The organism is Heliobacterium chlorum (assembly GCF_014502795.1).
Taxonomy (GTDB): domain Bacteria; phylum Bacillota; class Desulfitobacteriia; order Heliobacteriales; family Heliobacteriaceae; genus Heliobacterium; species Heliobacterium chlorum.
Genome location: NZ_JACVHF010000003.1, coordinates 38631 through 54009, shown reverse-complemented (window position 1 = coordinate 54009; position 15379 = coordinate 38631). Strand labels below are relative to the sequence as shown.

The following is a 15379-nucleotide window of genomic DNA, read 5'->3' as shown; positions in this document are numbered from 1 at the left end:
AACGATGCGAGGAGAAGCATTAGGAATGGTCGAATGCAAAGGCCTCGTCGGCGCTATCGAAGCTGCCGATGCCATGGTGAAAGCGGCCAACGTAAATTTGATCGGTTATGAAAAGATTGGTTCCGGTTTGGTGACCGTTCTTGTCCGCGGCGATGTGGGCGCTGTGAAAGCGGCTACTGACTCTGGCGCTGCAGCCGCTCAAAAAGTCGGTGAACTGATTTCGGTTCATGTCATTCCCCGTCCCCATATGGACGTGGAAAAAATTCTGCCGAAGCTGGAGGGCTAAGGCGTCTTAGGTAAAGTGGGTGAATTCCTTGGAACCCAAGTTGATCGAACAAGTTGTCGCCCAAGTACTGATCGCACTAAAAGACAGGCTGCCTGAATTGGAATCGGCTTCCCGAACGATTCGGGTAGGCATTTCTAACCGCCACATCCACCTTTCCAATGAGCATGTGGAAATCCTCTTTGGAGCTGGACACCAGCTGAAAAAGTTGAAAGACCTGGCTCAAGAAGGGGAATTCGCCGCCGAAGAGACGGTTACCTTGGTCGGCCCGAAAGGCGTTATCCGTGGTGTTCGTGTGCTCGGACCTTTGCGTAAAACGACTCAGGTTGAAATATCTCGAACAGACGCTTTTGGCTTGGGAATCAAAGCACCTGTCCGAGATTCTGGACAGATCGAAGGCTCTGCAGGGATCACTATTGTGGGTCCCTGCGGGTCGATTACCCTTACGGAAGGTGTCATCATGGCTGCACGTCATATCCATATGCACCCCGATGACGCCGCCTTTTTTGGCCTGAAAGATCAGGATCGAGTTTCGATCGAGACGACGGGCACACGCGGAATCGTTTTCAAGAACGTACTGATTCGCGTCCATCCCAAGTTTCGCTTGGAGATGCACCTCGATGTAGATGAAGCTAATGCGGCCGAACTGAATAACAATGATGCGGTGCAACTGGTCCGGCAGTCCTGAAAGGAGGCGGAGCGATGGATGACAATCTAGTTCGCCTCGTTACCGCCGAGGTCATGCGACGCTTAAACCAGGCCGGGATAGGGAACGAACCCCCTACCCGGCCCCGGTTTAGGGTGATGGCTATTTTTACCGGCGGCTCCATCGGTCTAGAAGAGGGCTTACAGTCCCTTCAGGAATTAGAGCAACGTTCCTGTGAGATGACCATAGTTCTTTCCCATGCGGCGGAACAGATAGTCGGTGTAAAGCGAATCAAAGAACGGTTAGGCGATGACGTGGAGATTATCACTCCCTCTAACCCCTATCCGGGAAAACTTCTTCGTCAAGCCGATTTGGTTATGGTACCGGTGTTGACCCAAAATACGATGGCGAAACTGGCTCACACTTTATCAGATACGTTACCGACGACGCTGGTTTTTCAGGCACTCATGCTTGGCAAACCGGTGATTGCCGCCCAGAATGCGGCTGATCCGAAAGATTGCTGGCGAACAGGTGCGGCGATGGATAAAGCACCGATCGTGCTTGTCCGAGCCTTTCAAGAAAACCTGCAAAGAGTCAGGGATTATGGTGTTCAACTGGTCGACGTAAACAGATTGGCCACAGAAGCAGGCCAAATGTTAGACCTACAGCTTTCCTCCGACAGCGATCGGGCACCAGCAAAAACAGCCGTGAAAAAGGGACTCGTCACCGCTGAGATGATCCGTTCTGTCGCATTAAATGGCGGCCGGACTTTCAACGCGTCGACGAACGATGTGATCACACCGTTAGCTCGGGACATTGCTCGAGACTTTGGCGTTGAGATCATAACAGCCTGATCGAGCGGCGCTTGCGGTGGAATGAAAGTGACCGGAGCGCACCTGAAAAGGGGGGAGTTTTTCCATGTGGATCGGTACCGTTGTGGGTAACGTGGTAGCAACGAGCAAAGATCCAAGTTTAGTCGGCAGCAAGTTGTTGATCATTAAGCCCTTATCTAGCAGCGGCGTGAGCCGTCCAGGTTTGCACGTTGCCGTAGATACGGTGGGAGCCGGGAACGGGGAAAGGGTTCTCGTCCTGCAGGGCGCTTCGGCCCGGCTCATCCTGCCGAATAAGAATAGCGCTGTAGACGCTGCAATCGTTGGAATCATCGACTCGATGGAAATGGATGAACGATTACTCGCCTGCGACGATTAACCGGCGAGGGGTAATGAGAATGAAAGTATATACAAAAACAGGAGACCGGGGCGTTACCAGCTTATACAGCGGCCAGAGGGTTCCGAAAGATCATGCCCGGGTCGACGTTTATGGAACGATGGATGAAGCCTCCGCTGCGATGGGCTTGGCTAAATCACTCACAAACAATGAAACAGCCCTGTCACTCATACACCGGCTGCAACAAGAAATATTTGATGTGAACGCTGATTTTGCCACAGAGCCAAAGGCAGACGGTAAGGGGGGCGAACCTCGGTACCGTATCAACGATGGACATCTGCAGGCTTTAGAGCAGATCATCGATGATTTGGAGGCAAAGCGTATCCCTCAAAAGGGCTTTGTCATCCCTGGTGCTTCTCAGGCTGGATCCGCCCTCGATTTGGCTCGAACGATTGTAAGAAGAGCCGAACGAGCTGCCGTATCGCTGGCAAAGTTTTCCGATGTGCATCCGCCCGTCATGATCTATCTCAACCGATTATCAGACTTGCTTTTCGTACTGGCTCGTTATGTCGACCAAGAAGAAATGGTATCACGGGTAACGAGAGAAGTGATCAAGGCGATATCAGGGCAGGAGGCTGGAACTATGTTGGATAAAGCCAAAAAAATGATTGCAGCGGCTGAAGCGAAAGCGGAAGCGATTGGAGTTCCCATGGTCATCACAGTCGTCGATGAAGGGGGGAACTTAGTGGCCCAACACCGGATGGACGGCGCTTTGCTCGCAAGCATTGCCATCTCCCGGGATAAGGCTTATACGTCAGTCGCCTTGAAGATGACTACAGAAACAGCCGCCAAACTGGCCCAACCTGGCGAGATGCTTTATGGATTAAACACAACTGATGGGAGCCGTCTGGTCGTCTTTGGAGGCGGTTTGCCGATCGTGTATAACGGACGGATTATCGGTGCCATCGGTGTAAGCGGTGGCTCAATAGAACAAGACGTGTCTGTTGCCGAGGCTGGTCTTGCAGCCTGGTAAACGGAGCCAATCACGGGAGTGATAATAACCATGAATATACCGAACGAAGTGATCTCGCAAATTGTGTCACAGGTGATGGCGAACCTACAGCCGCAGCAAGAGAAAAAGTCCACCCCATTGATTCCGGGAGTTTTCTCGAACGTTAACCAGGCTGTCGAAGCTGCAAAATATGCCTACCTGCAACTGCGTACCTTGTCTATGGCCAAACGGGAAGAACTCATCCAAGCTATGCGAGAGGCCGCTTTCGCTAACGCTCGGGAATTAGCCGAAATCGCCGTTCGCGAGACGGGAATGGGCCGCGTCAGCGATAAAATTTTGAAAAATCAACTGGCAGCTCGGAAAACACCAGGCACAGAAGACCTGAAAACAGAATCTTGGACAGGTGATGATGGTCTCACATTGGTCGAAATGGGCGCTTATGGCGTAATCGGCGCAATTACCCCTACGACCAACCCCTCCGAGACCATCATTTGTAACGGAATCGGTATGATCGCCGCAGGTAACTCTGTGGTTTTCAGTCCGCACCCGACAGCGAAAGAAACTTCTTTCTTAACGTTGAAGATCCTCAATGAAGCGATTGTCGCCGCCGGCGGTCCGGCCAACTTGCTCACCATGGTAGCAGAGCCTTCGATCGAAGCGGCTAATGAAATGATGCGACATCCCGGCATTATTATGTTGGTGGCTACAGGCGGACCGGGCGTTGTGAAAGCAGTCCTTTCGTCTGGTAAAAAAGCCATCGGTGCCGGCGCCGGTAATCCCCCTGTGATCGTCGATGAAACGGCCGATATCCCCAAGGCAGCTCGGGATATCATCGCCGGATCTTCCTTCGATAATAATTTACCCTGCATCGCTGAAAAGGAATGCATCGTCGTCGGTTCTGTAGCCGATGAACTGATCACCCATATGCGTCGAAGCGGCGCTTATCTGATCAAAGGCAAGGAAATTGATGACCTTCTTAAGGTTGTTATGACGGAAAAAGAGGAAAAGATCGCCGAAGGCTGTACGGTAAAACCTAAAAAGTCATACGGCATCAACAAAGCCTGGGTGGGAAAAGATGCGCAGGTTATCCTCAAAGCGATTGGCATTGACGTACCTAGCGATGTTCGTGCCGTCATCTGTGAAGTGGAAGAAGACCATCCCTTCGTCGTTGAAGAGTTGATGATGCCGATCCTGCCGATCGTCCAAGTGAAAAATATCGATGCTGCCATCGCATTGGGTGTCAAGGTCGAGCATGGCAACCGCCACACAGCGATCATGCACTCTAAAAATGTCGATAACTTGACTCGCTTTGCCCGGGCTGTCCAGACGACGATTTTTGTCAAGAATGGGCCGTCCTATGCCGGCATCGGTGTCGGTGGGGAAGGTTACAACACCTTTACGATCGCTGGACCGACGGGAGAAGGGCTCACATCTGCCCGTACGTTCACTCGCCAGCGCCGTTGCGTGCTCGTCGACGGGTTTAAGATCGTATAAAAAAGAACTAGCGCGAAGTACCGTCCATAAAAGCGGGTGAAAAAATGCGTGAAAAAATCGTCAAGGCAGTGAAAGAGGCCGGCGTCGTCGGAGCAGGTGGCGCTGGTTTCCCCACTCACATCAAAATGAATGCAAGTGCAGATGTGATCATTGCTAACGGCGCTGAATGTGAACCCCTTCTTCGTTCCCACCAGCACTTGATGGCCGCTGAGAGTGATAGGGTCGTCCTCGGTCTTATCGCCGTCATGTTGGCTACAGGTGCGCAAAAGAGCTATATCGGGCTGAAGAAAAAGTACTCTGTGGCGATCGAGGCACTAGAACAATCGATTGAGCGCCACGCCAAAGGGCGGGTGGAACTGTTCATCTTGCCCGACTTTTATCCCGCCGGCGATGAACAAGTTCTCGTCTATGAAGTAACCGGTAAGATCATCCCCGAAGGCGGAATTCCCCTGCACGTGGGCGTTGTTGTTGTCAACGTGGAGACTCTTGTCAATATTACTAAAGCCTTAGATGGTCTTCCTGTCATGACCAAGTACGTGACAGTTACTGGGGCCGTCCGTCAGCCGGTAACATTGAAAGTCCCGATTGGGATTCCCGTTCGCTTGCTGATTGAGGCAGCTGGCGGTACCACTGTCAACGACTATGCCTTGATCGATGGAGGTCCCATGATGGGCCGCATCGTTGAAGTCGATTCGCCAGTGACAAAGACCACCGGCGGCATTATCGTGCTGCCGAAGGACCACTCTTTGATCGCCGGGAAAACACTCCCTTGGACAGCCATTGCCAACCGGGCGAAATCGGTCTGTTGCGCTTGCCGGGCTTGCACCGACTGCTGCCCACGGCACTTGCTCGGCCACAGCTTAGAACCGCACCGGATTATGCAAGCCATCGGTAACGGTACCTCTTACCAAGGCGATGCGATTACCCGGGCTTTTCTCTGTTCCGAGTGTGGTGCCTGCGATACTTTCGGATGCTCCATGGGCTTATCGCCACGCAGGGTAAACATGGAACTAAAGCGGCAACTGTCAGCGGCCGGCATCAAGAATCCCTATCATAACCAACCTTTCCGGACCGCATCACACCGGGAAAACCGCCGGATTCCGATCAAGCGGCTCATTGCCCGGTTGAACTTATCCGCTTATGATGTGGCGGCACCGCTGGAGAATCGTGAACTCTCGATCAGCGAAGTTCGACTTCCTTTGCGTCAACATATCGGAGCCCCATCCCAACCTTGTGTCAGCATCGGCGATTCCGTTCAGGCAGGTCAATTGGTGGCTGCCATTCCAGAAGGAGCTGCTGTCGGCGCTAATATCCATGCCAGCATCAGCGGAACCGTCTTTGCGACAGAGAACTACATCGGCATCCGAGCCGACCGTTGAAAGGGGTGGGAGAACGATGAAACATGCCATCGGTTTACTGGAAATTGAAAACGTCACCAAAGGTATCTTGGCAGCAGACACTATGCTGAAATCAGGCAATGTAGAATTGGTCGTGGCTCAGCCCATGTGTCCGGGAAAATATATTGTGCTTGTGTCCGGCGATGTGGGTGCTGTGCAGAGCGCTGTTCGCAGCGGTCAGGCTGTGGCAAAGGAATCTGTCGTCAATGACTTTGTCCTGCCGAACGTACACCCTTCCATCTTTCCGGCATTAAGCGGCTGTTCCGAGATAAAGCAGATCAGGGCCTTAGGAGTCATCGAAACTTACTCCGTCGCTTCAGCCGTGGTAGCTGCCGATACGGCTGTGAAAGCAGCCGGTGTCGAACTGATCGAGATTCGCTTGGCAAGAGGTCTAGGCGGGAAATCGATCATTTCTCTCACGGGAGATGTGGGCGCCGTTAGCGCAGCGATTCAGGCCGGCAGCCATGTCATTAAAGAAAGCGGCTTTTTGGTCGATCAAATCGTCATTCCTGCGCCCCATAAAGGACTCCAGGCGAGTATCTTTTAATCAAACTACTTTACCTATTTTGTTTCATTGTCGTAAATTAGGCTGTACGATTAAGAACAGTTTTAAAGAGCAAGAAAAGGGACTCTTTCTAAGGCATATCCATATTGTCAAAGACAATGGAATGCTTATGAAAGAGTCCCTTATTATTCGAACACCCTTATTCAACCAATGAAGAAATATTATTCCTCCGAGTCATCAGTCACTGACGGCTGCACCTGGCTTAGAGCAAAGGTAAAGTCTTCCCGAGTAACCCGGATGGACTGCATAACCTCTACCGATAAGGTCCCGGGCCAATGATCCATGTTGGGTCCGAGTGCGCGACTTGCGGCCATCAAAGCGGCCTTGGCACAGAGTGCGGCAATATCGGCGCCTGTGAAGCCCTCGGTGGCTTCGACCAAATGGGTCATATCGACGCCCGGTTCCAATGGCATTTTAGAAGTGTGGAGTTTTAGAATCTGTTCGCGATCTTCTTTTGAAGGAACAGTGATGCGGATACGGTAATCAAATCGGCCGGGTCGGAGCAAAGCCTTGTCCAATACATCGAGGCGGTTGGTCGTAGCGATGACGACGATCTGTGACCGCCTGTCAAAACCATCCATGAGGGAGAGAAATTGTGCCACGAGAGTAGCCTCAAAAGAAGTGGTCGTCCGGCTGCGGTCAAAAGCAAAAGCGTCGATTTCATCGAAAAAGATGATGCTAGGGGCTTTTTGCTCTGCCTGGGCGAAGAGGTCGCGCAAGCGTTTTTCGCTCTGTCCGTGCAAAGAGGAGAGGAATTCAGGCCCTTTTACCGCAAAAAAGCTGGCTTGCACCTCGTTGGCGACAACCTGAGCTAAAAGGGTTTTCCCACAGCCTGGCGGTCCGTATAGTAAGACCCCTTTCGGCGGCGTGATATTTAAAGTGCGAATCAAGTCGGGGTAGCGAAGGGGGAGTTCTACGGCTTCACGAATTAGGCGCAGTTGTTCTTTCATCCCACCGATATCGTTATAGGTGAGCTGGCCCGGTTGGACAGGCTGGAAGATCTCTTCTTGAGTACCAGGTATCGTACTGTTTGTGGAATTGGCTTCAGCAGCATCAGGCCGATCAGCAGCACGAGAGACTTCTTTGGGTACTTCCGATGGGTTTGTATCCACGACGGAACGGGTCTCGTCGACGCGCTGACTTGTGACAGATCGATCCATATCTTTGCGTCCATGGCCGGCTCGGACTAGTGGAGTCCGGCAGATCCCGACGATTTGTTCCTCTTCCCAGCGATATTCCCAAGCACCGTCACGTCGAGGATTGATGGTGTCCGGCAAGGTATTCACACGCAGGCGAATTTGTTCCCAATCCAACAAGGGGCAGCCCAGGGAGAATCGTTGACGGGATATTTCCTGCAACTTTTCCATAATTCCGTTTTTGTCGACGTGAAAAAGCCCTTCTGCGTCGAGAGTACCCATATGATACCAGCGAAATCCAAAGGGGTCGCTGTAATCCTGGTCATCGACAATGAGATACCGACATCCAGGGAAGAACAATTCATTTTCGTCACGTGCCGTGATGCCAGGTGTCCGACCGTCACAATAAAAAAGGGGATCCTTAGCGTGCAGTCGCTGTTCCAAACAAACGACGACGGCGTCCATCCCTGCGGGATCGATCTGCTGCTCGCCCTTCGAGATACGCAAAATAGCCCACTTGCGAATCTGTTTCCATAGGGTACATAATTGGCTTAATTCCTCGGAACGACTGGAAAAAGCAGCACGGTAACATCCGCCGGCTTCATTTTTCAATTTCGTAATCATAGGGTATTGGCGGGTAAATTTCCACATCCCTAGGGAGTCTAAGGTGGAAATAGGACGAAATTCAATGACCACTTGGTGATGCATAGTTCCATTATTCATTATGTAATCGTTCATCATAAGTACCTCGTGCCAAAGGAATTTTTGTGAGATAATCTTCTCAAACTATACCAGGAAAAAGGTAAAGATGTCCATGGTCCAGTAACAGGTGGTTCTCGTTAAAATTAATAAGAAGCTTTCTTCAGCGAGAAAAATAAGGCGCTCTGAAGGATTTGTCTATTGGAAAAAGAACTGTTACAGTTAACGACATAAGGACGGAACTAGAGAGGTACTTGAGTTCACGCAAAGGAGAAGGTTTGATGAGATATCTAGAATGGGGAAAAACAGGGTTAAAAGTTTCCGAAGTCGGTTTCGGTGGAATTCCCATCATTCGTTTGGGTGTAGACGAAGCGACCAAGGTTCTTCACCGCGCTTATGATAAGGGAATCAACTTTTACGATACGGCCAATGCCTACCGGGACAGTGAAGAAAAAATCGGATTCGCTTTTGCGGGTATGCGGGATAAGGTGATCATCGCCACTAAAACTGGGAGGCGGGACGGAAAGGGTGCTTTAGAACACCTCGAAAACAGCTTGAAGATGCTGCGTACCGATTATATTGATCTTTATCAACTGCACCAGGTCTCTCAGGAACGAGATTGGGATGCCTTGACAGCGCCTGGCGGCGCCCTGGAAGTCTTACAGAAAGCGAAGGAGCAAGGAAAGATTCGCCTCCTAGGTGTAACCTCTCACAGCCGGACCATGGCCGTCAAGCTGGTGAAAACAGGATTGTTTGCAACGGTTCAGTTCCCTTTTAATTTCATCGAAGATGCAGCGAAAGAGGACCTATTCCCGGCCGCACGGGAACTGGGCATGGGCATTTTGGCGATGAAACCTTTTGCAGGCGGGATGATCGACAATGCGCGACTGGCTTTTAAGTTTCTACGACAGTTTCCAGATATCCTTGCCATACCAGGATTTGATTCGGTCAAGTCTGTCGATGAAATCCTGTCCATTTATGAACAGCCCAACCACATCACTGAGGAAGATCTGGCTGGAATGGAGCAATATAAACAGGAACTGGGACAGCAGTTTTGCCGTCGTTGCGAATACTGCCAACCTTGCCCGAGTGGCGTTATGATCACTCCGGCTATGGGATATAAGGTGCTGGCTATGCGCATGTCGCCATCGGTAGCGGTAGAGTTTTTACGAAACCCCATGGAATCGGTGACAAAGTGTGTAAACTGCGGCGCTTGTATCAAACGCTGTCCTTATGACCTACCCATTCCAGACATGTTGAAAACACATTATGATATGTGGGAAGAACACAAGCTGGTAAGCAATAAATAAATCGATTTTGGCAGTTTTAAAAGATGGGCATTGTGATACGCACAATGCTCAAAAGTCTGTTTCATTGCAAATAGAAAGGTAGAGATAACGTTGACGATCGAGACATTACGAGCACTGGCTGAACAAGGTGATGTAGAGGGACAATTCCGTTTAGCTGAGAAGTTGGAAAACGGTCAGGGTGTGACGAAAGATGAGGCTGAAGCTGCCATTTGGTATAAAAAGGCGGCTGAACAGGGGCTGATTGAGGCTCAACTCAACTTGGCTGACATGTATACAGAAGGCAGAGGTGTGGAAAGGAACGATCCGGAGGCGGTCCATTGGTATCGTAAGGCGGCCGAACAGGGTGATCCCGACGGACAGTTTGAACTGGCCATGATGTATGTATTAGGGCAAGGTTTAGATAAAGACGACTCCCTGGCTGTTCATTGGTTCCATAAAGCGGCTGAGCAGGGACATGTTGATGCTCAATTCAACCTCGCCTTTATGTACGAAGAAGGGCAAGGGGTCGATGAGAACAAAGAGGAATCACGTTTGTGGTATGGCAAAGCAGCTGAACAAGGCGATGAAGAGGCTCAGAAAAAACTGGGCATTTATACGGCGCCACCGAAGAGTAAGAAAAAACGCAAGTAGTTTTTCGATAAAAAGGCAGGACAAGCACTCGCAGGATGATCGCTGATAGGTTATTGTTCCGGACTTTTCATTTTAGACAATTCTTCTTGCAGTGCAATTTGGGGAATCAGTTCAGTAGATATAGTGAATTGATTCCCTTCTTTTTGTATTAATAGTCGTAGAGGGCGCTTAAGGGCCCACTGGGGCTGCTGTGGAACGAGCAAGAGTTTCTGCCTATCCCCTTCAAATGTTGAATAGACTTTTCCATTCACCAGATCACGATGATGATCGATCGAAATGGAGAAGTGCACATAAGAGGGAGTTGCTTTCACTCTTTCAATAACCTGACTGAGCGGCAATGGAGGAGTAAAGGTGATAAGAAACTGACCGATTCCCTTTTCTCCACTATTTGATTCTACACAGATGCGGGCGAGCTTGAACCCTTTTGCACAGTTCGATACTGTGATACGTTCATTTACAGATACTATTCGTAATTCTTTTGTAGTCACTTCCAGCAATCTATAACAGATTTCCTTTCCGTTACACCGATAAATCCATTGTTCACCAACGAGCAATTCTGATGGAGAATGGAGCCGCGTCAATTGACGGGTATCAGACCGCAAGACACCGATGCTAAAGACCTCAGAATAAAAAGCTTTTAATCCAGTGAAAAACAGGGGTACCCACACTTTCCGAGGTATCTGGCAGCGGCTATTGTCGATCATGACATAACTTTTCGGGCCGGCGAGGGTACTCCGTTCGCGGTACATGACAGGGAGGGAATCCTTTTCTGCATGCCGTAAGGGATCGATCAGTCCGGCATACCTTTGGGAAGTTTTAAGGGCAGCGGTGAAATGGAGGACGATCTCTTCGTCTCGCAGGGACCGAAACTCGATATGAACTTCCGGTTTCCCTAGGTGGGTCGATCGTTCATAACGAATCGGGGAATAAAGGACAGGCCGGTTTATCGTCGTCCGCTGCAACGCTTCAACGATAGCGGCGTCATTGATGATATCGGCTTGACTTTGGTCGGTGTGGGTGACAATGATCCTTATCAAGGGAGTCTGATCTTTCCGATGTTGAATCATCGCTTCGATAGCGTCGTAGTGGCTGTGACTTTTTAGGAAAAAAATTACATGAACGTCATATTGCCGAAAGACGACGGAGAGAGGTTGTAGAAAGGTCATGCGAGTACCTCCATTTTCTCAATTAAACTTATCAAAAGGATTTGCTTTTTAGGGCTAACGTAATATGATATATATTGCTGTTAAATTAGATTGGAGGTGAATACTTGAGAAAATATCTTAAAAGCCTTTTTCTCGGTTTTATGATGGTGGTTGTTTTTGTTACGAGTGCTAGTGCCAGTTATATAACGGTCTTACTCGATGGCAGGCCAATTGACTTTCCCGATGCTCAGCCCTACATAAATGAGGACAACCTAATCATGGTCCCGGTTCGGTTTATTTCTAACCAATTTGGTGCCAAAGTAGTATGGGATAACCAAAATCAAGAAGTACAAATCGACCATCAAGATAAAACCATTCGGATTCCTGTCGGACAACAGTTTGTATATATTAACGATGTTCGGGTTAACATGCCTACCAAAGCAGTTAATACGGAAGGTCGTGTGATGGTACCTTCTGGGGTCATTGGTCAGTTCTTTGACTTTATCCCTACGTGGAATCCTGACACCTCAATCGCTAAGTTTTTCTCAAAAGAAAGGAACGGTACAAAGATGAAAAACAACAAATATTCCAAACCACCGGAAATGACGATCGATTCCAACAAAAAATACGTGGCTACAGTAAATACAACAAAGGGTCAGATTAAAATCGAACTGTTAGCTGATAAAGCCCCAATTACCGTCAACAATTTCGTCTTTCTCGCAAAGGATAACTTTTATGAAGGCGTTCGATTCCACCGGATCATCAAAAACTTCATGATCCAAACGGGTGACCCTGCCGGCAACGGCACTGGCGGACCGGGATATCGTTTCGCCGATGAACTACCTCCGGCCCTTCCTTATGGTCCTGGAGTTGTGGCCATGGCCAACGCGGGTCCCAACACTAACGGCAGTCAATTCTTCATCTGTAATGGCGATGATTCAAAGTTCTTGAATCAACATCCCAACTACACCGTCTTTGGCAAAGTAAGCGAAGGTATGGATGTAGTTCTGAAAATCTCCGATACGCCCGTCGGTTGGAGTGCCGGCGGAGAACGCAGCAAACCTATGGAAGAAGTCTTAATCGAATCTATCAGTATCGAAGAGAAGTAACTCATTATTATAAGCCTATTGATTTCTTTCAAAGATCATGACCTTTTGAGATATCCTTTTATGACGAAGGTTGAACTCAAAAGAGGGATCATAGTCAAATTGTGGGAGCTGGCCATAAAGAACTTTGGCAGCTCTTCTTTTATTTTAAAAGTCGCCTTCTATTTTATGAAACAACGTTCCGGACGATTTCGAGCATTATTTCGGTGTAACGTGGAAGCCGATATCGAACTGTTGTGAATGTTCGATTATTTGTAACGATATATTAAATATTTAAAGTTATTCTTCTGTATAGTGTGAAAAACATAAAAATATAGCTGACGAGCCGATTGGTTCCTTGTATAATGTACAAGTGTCCACGAGGAACAAACAAAAACGGACTTTTTTAAACGGAGACGATGGGAGGATTATACGTTGCAACAAAACACAGAAGCTTTGCTAAAAAAAGACATCGGCCTGATCGTGGCGATGTCGATCGTTATCGGTTCCGTTATCGGCTCAGGGATCTTTATGAAACCGGGTAAAGTCATTACCGCTGCCGGTGATTCTTCGATGGCGCTTTGGGCATGGATAATCGGGGGAATCATCACCCTGGCCAGCGGGTTGACCATCGTCGAAGTGAGCGTTCAGATTCCCAAAACGGGCGGTCTCTATGTATACCTGGAAGAAGTCTATGGGAAAGTTTGGGGGTACCTTTGCGGGTGGGTCCAAACACTGATTTATGGACCGGCTGTTATCGCTGCGTTGGGACTCTTCTTCGGTTCTCTAGTTGCACACTTTTTCGATTTGCCTGCCACCTGGAAGATATGGATTGGTTTAAGTACGATCGCTTTTTTGGCTCTGGTAAACAGTTTGGGGACAAAGTACGGCGGTTTTGTTCAATCAATTTCCACCGCCGGAAAACTTATACCCATTGCTGCCATTGCGATTTTTGGCATTTGGAAAGGAAACGGCCAGATCCTGGGTATGGCGAGCGGGGTAACGGAGCGTACGGGCATGGGAGCGGCTATTTTAGCGACTTTGTGGGCTTATGATGGCTGGGCTTTAGTCGGTTTCGTGGCTGGTGAGATGAAAAACCCGGCAAAAATTCTCCCTAGGGCGATTATCATCGGATTGTCAGTCGTTACCGTGGCCTATCTATCGGTGAACTTTGCCATGATGCATGTGCTTCCTGCTGCTGATATCGCTAAACTCGGTGAAAATGCCGCAGGTACCGTTGCTACTAATCTTTTCGGCGGCATCGGAGGAAAGATCATCAGTGTTGGCATTATGGTGTCTATTTTTGGCTGTTTGAACGGTAAAATTTTGACCTTCCCCCGAGTACCTCTGGCGATGGCAGAACGGGGACAGTTACCTCTTTCCGGTCTGTTGTCCAAAGTTCATGCAGGTTTCGGTACGCCGATCTTTGCCACTTTGTCTCAAGTCATTCTCGCCGTAATCATGATCTTTGTCGGCGACCCCGATCGACTCTCCGATATCGCCATATTCGCCATTTATCTCTTTTATATTCAAGCCTTCGCAGCTGTCTTTATCCTTCGCAAAAGAAATAGATCCCTATCGCGAAGCTATAGTGTCCCCGCCTATCCCTTTATTCCGCTAGTGGCCATTTTGGGATCTGGATTTATCATTGTCAGCACGATTATGAATAATCCTTTGGATACGTTGATGGCTCTTGCTATCACTGTCATAGGACTGCCGATGTACTGGTATTTGAATCGCAACCCACTCATGGCGGGCGACAAAAATCTAAGCGCTGACTAAATCACAAAGCCTTCACCCACAGCAGTAGGGGTGAAGGCTTTGTCGTTATGTAAGTTACTTTGGCAACGGCTCTCCCGGGAGAGATTTGAATATGTACCCTTGGTCCCGGCATTGCTGAATAAATTGGGATAGCATCTCTGCATTATCTTTCGAAACCGCGTGGAGCAGAATGACAGCACCCGGGTGAATCTGGTTGAGCACTTTTGGCAGGGCGGTCTGAGGTCCTACCTGATTGTCCACTTCCCAGTCTTTGTAGGCAATACTCCAGAAAACAGTTCGCATGCCCAAATCACTAGCTGTTGCGACAGAGACAGAATCGTAACGGCCCATGGGCGGTCGGTAGTAATTCAGTGTGCGGTCTGTCAATTGACGAACCGAAGAGCTAAGCTTGTCCAATTCCTCTTTCTGTTTCGCCGAGCTGAGTGATGTCATGTCTGGATGATTTTGGGTATGATTACCGATGCCGAATCCTAACCGGTTTATTACTTTGACGAGTTCCGGATTTGACTTGACAAACTGGCCAGTGACGAAGAAAATGGCAGGGACCTTTTCTTTCGATAAAGTAGCCAGTATTTTCGGAGTATAACCATTTTCGTAGCCTTCGTCAAAGGTGAGATAGAGGACTTTTTCCTGCGTTTGTATCCGATAGAACGGTTCAAAGGGTTCAATCGCTTCAGTCATGGAACGGGGCCATTGGGGGGGCACACCTGTGTCGTGGCGAGGGATCCACCAATCTTTCGCTGCTGTAGAAACAACAGTTGCTTTCGAAGTGTTTGCTGGCTTTTTTGCCACTTCTTCAGAAGCAGCTTTTTCCGTGGTCTTTTCGTCGATTGGTTTCTCTGTAGAGGCTGTCGATGCCGTTAGGGCCGGTGATAGCTGCTTCTCTTCTTGAACTGTTGGTAAAGAGACTTTCTCACCAGCCCGAGTTTGTTCCATTGAAAACATTCCGGCTGCAAAAGTGCCCACTAGCCCCACGACAGCCAGGGTGAGGAGAACTTTGTCTTTCATTGATGAATCTCCTTGTGCTG

General features: G+C 49.2%; 15 protein-coding genes. 12 read left to right on the top strand and 3 right to left on the bottom strand.

The features are described from left to right. Nucleotides 1–4 precede the first annotated feature (4 nt). The 8 genes from pduA (at nucleotide 5) to H1S01_RS04875 (ending at nucleotide 6546) form a co-directional block, all read left to right on the top strand. Nucleotides 5–286 (top strand): propanediol utilization microcompartment protein PduA, encoded by a 282-nt coding sequence (gene pduA / locus H1S01_RS04910; RefSeq protein WP_155475089.1) that lies wholly within the window; start codon nucleotides 5–7, stop codon nucleotides 284–286. A 67-nt stretch (nucleotides 287–353) separates the two neighbouring features. Next, the gene (pduL, locus tag H1S01_RS04905) at nucleotides 354–971 is read left to right on the top strand and encodes a phosphate propanoyltransferase (RefSeq protein WP_207732204.1); all 618 of its coding nucleotides are present in this window, start codon (nucleotides 354–356) and stop codon (nucleotides 969–971) included. A 14-nt stretch (nucleotides 972–985) separates the two neighbouring features. Continuing rightward, nucleotides 986–1783, top strand: a complete 798-nt coding sequence (locus H1S01_RS04900) for a flavoprotein (RefSeq protein ID WP_188038990.1) — start codon at nucleotides 986–988, stop codon at nucleotides 1781–1783. A gap of 64 nt (nucleotides 1784–1847) precedes the next feature. Further along, nucleotides 1848–2138, top strand: a complete 291-nt coding sequence (locus H1S01_RS04895) for a EutN/CcmL family microcompartment protein (protein WP_155475087.1) — start codon at nucleotides 1848–1850, stop codon at nucleotides 2136–2138. 19 nt (nucleotides 2139–2157) lie between these two features. Next, entirely contained in the window at nucleotides 2158–3129 is a 972-nt protein-coding gene (locus H1S01_RS04890) for a cob(I)yrinic acid a,c-diamide adenosyltransferase (RefSeq protein WP_188038989.1), read from the top strand. Between the two features lie 30 nt (nucleotides 3130–3159). Further along, nucleotides 3160–4602, top strand: a complete 1443-nt coding sequence (locus H1S01_RS04885) for an aldehyde dehydrogenase family protein (protein ID WP_188038988.1) — start codon at nucleotides 3160–3162, stop codon at nucleotides 4600–4602. 44 nt (nucleotides 4603–4646) lie between these two features. Beyond that, nucleotides 4647–5981 carry an SLBB domain-containing protein gene (locus tag H1S01_RS04880; RefSeq protein WP_188038987.1) on the top strand — a complete coding sequence of 445 codons (1335 nt, stop codon included), beginning with the start codon at nucleotides 4647–4649 and terminating at the stop codon, nucleotides 5979–5981. A gap of 16 nt (nucleotides 5982–5997) precedes the next feature. Next, entirely contained in the window at nucleotides 5998–6546 is a 549-nt protein-coding gene (locus H1S01_RS04875) for a BMC domain-containing protein (protein ID WP_188038986.1), read from the top strand. A 179-nt stretch (nucleotides 6547–6725) separates the two neighbouring features. Here the strand turns inward: H1S01_RS04875 and H1S01_RS04870 are convergent, their stop codons facing one another. After that, nucleotides 6726–8438, bottom strand: coding sequence for an ATP-binding protein (locus H1S01_RS04870; RefSeq protein ID WP_188038985.1), 1713 nt, complete (start codon nucleotides 8436–8438; stop codon nucleotides 6726–6728). Between the two features lie 242 nt (nucleotides 8439–8680). Between H1S01_RS04870 and H1S01_RS04865 the strand changes: the two genes are divergently transcribed. Beyond that, nucleotides 8681–9709, top strand: coding sequence for an aldo/keto reductase (locus tag H1S01_RS04865; protein WP_188038984.1), 1029 nt, complete (start codon nucleotides 8681–8683; stop codon nucleotides 9707–9709). A gap of 90 nt (nucleotides 9710–9799) precedes the next feature. Next, on the top strand, nucleotides 9800–10339 hold the full coding sequence (locus H1S01_RS04860; RefSeq protein ID WP_207732191.1) for a tetratricopeptide repeat protein: 540 nt from the start codon (nucleotides 9800–9802) through the stop codon (nucleotides 10337–10339). 50 nt (nucleotides 10340–10389) lie between these two features. Here the strand turns inward: H1S01_RS04860 and H1S01_RS04855 are convergent, their stop codons facing one another. Further along, entirely contained in the window at nucleotides 10390–11505 is a 1116-nt protein-coding gene (locus H1S01_RS04855) for a hypothetical protein (protein ID WP_188038983.1), read from the bottom strand. A 104-nt stretch (nucleotides 11506–11609) separates the two neighbouring features. On the opposite strand from H1S01_RS04855, the gene H1S01_RS04850 reads away from it, so the two are divergent. Next, on the top strand, nucleotides 11610–12593 hold the full coding sequence (locus tag H1S01_RS04850; protein WP_188038982.1) for a peptidylprolyl isomerase: 984 nt from the start codon (nucleotides 11610–11612) through the stop codon (nucleotides 12591–12593). A 411-nt stretch (nucleotides 12594–13004) separates the two neighbouring features. Beyond that, nucleotides 13005–14351, top strand: coding sequence for an APC family permease (locus H1S01_RS04845; protein WP_188038981.1), 1347 nt, complete (start codon nucleotides 13005–13007; stop codon nucleotides 14349–14351). A 54-nt stretch (nucleotides 14352–14405) separates the two neighbouring features. On the opposite strand, the gene H1S01_RS04840 is transcribed toward H1S01_RS04845, so the two are convergent. After that, nucleotides 14406–15359: a polysaccharide deacetylase family protein gene (locus H1S01_RS04840; RefSeq protein ID WP_188038980.1), complete on the bottom strand. Its 954-nt coding sequence runs from the start codon at nucleotides 15357–15359 to the stop codon at nucleotides 14406–14408. Between the last annotated feature and the right edge of the window lie 20 nt (nucleotides 15360–15379).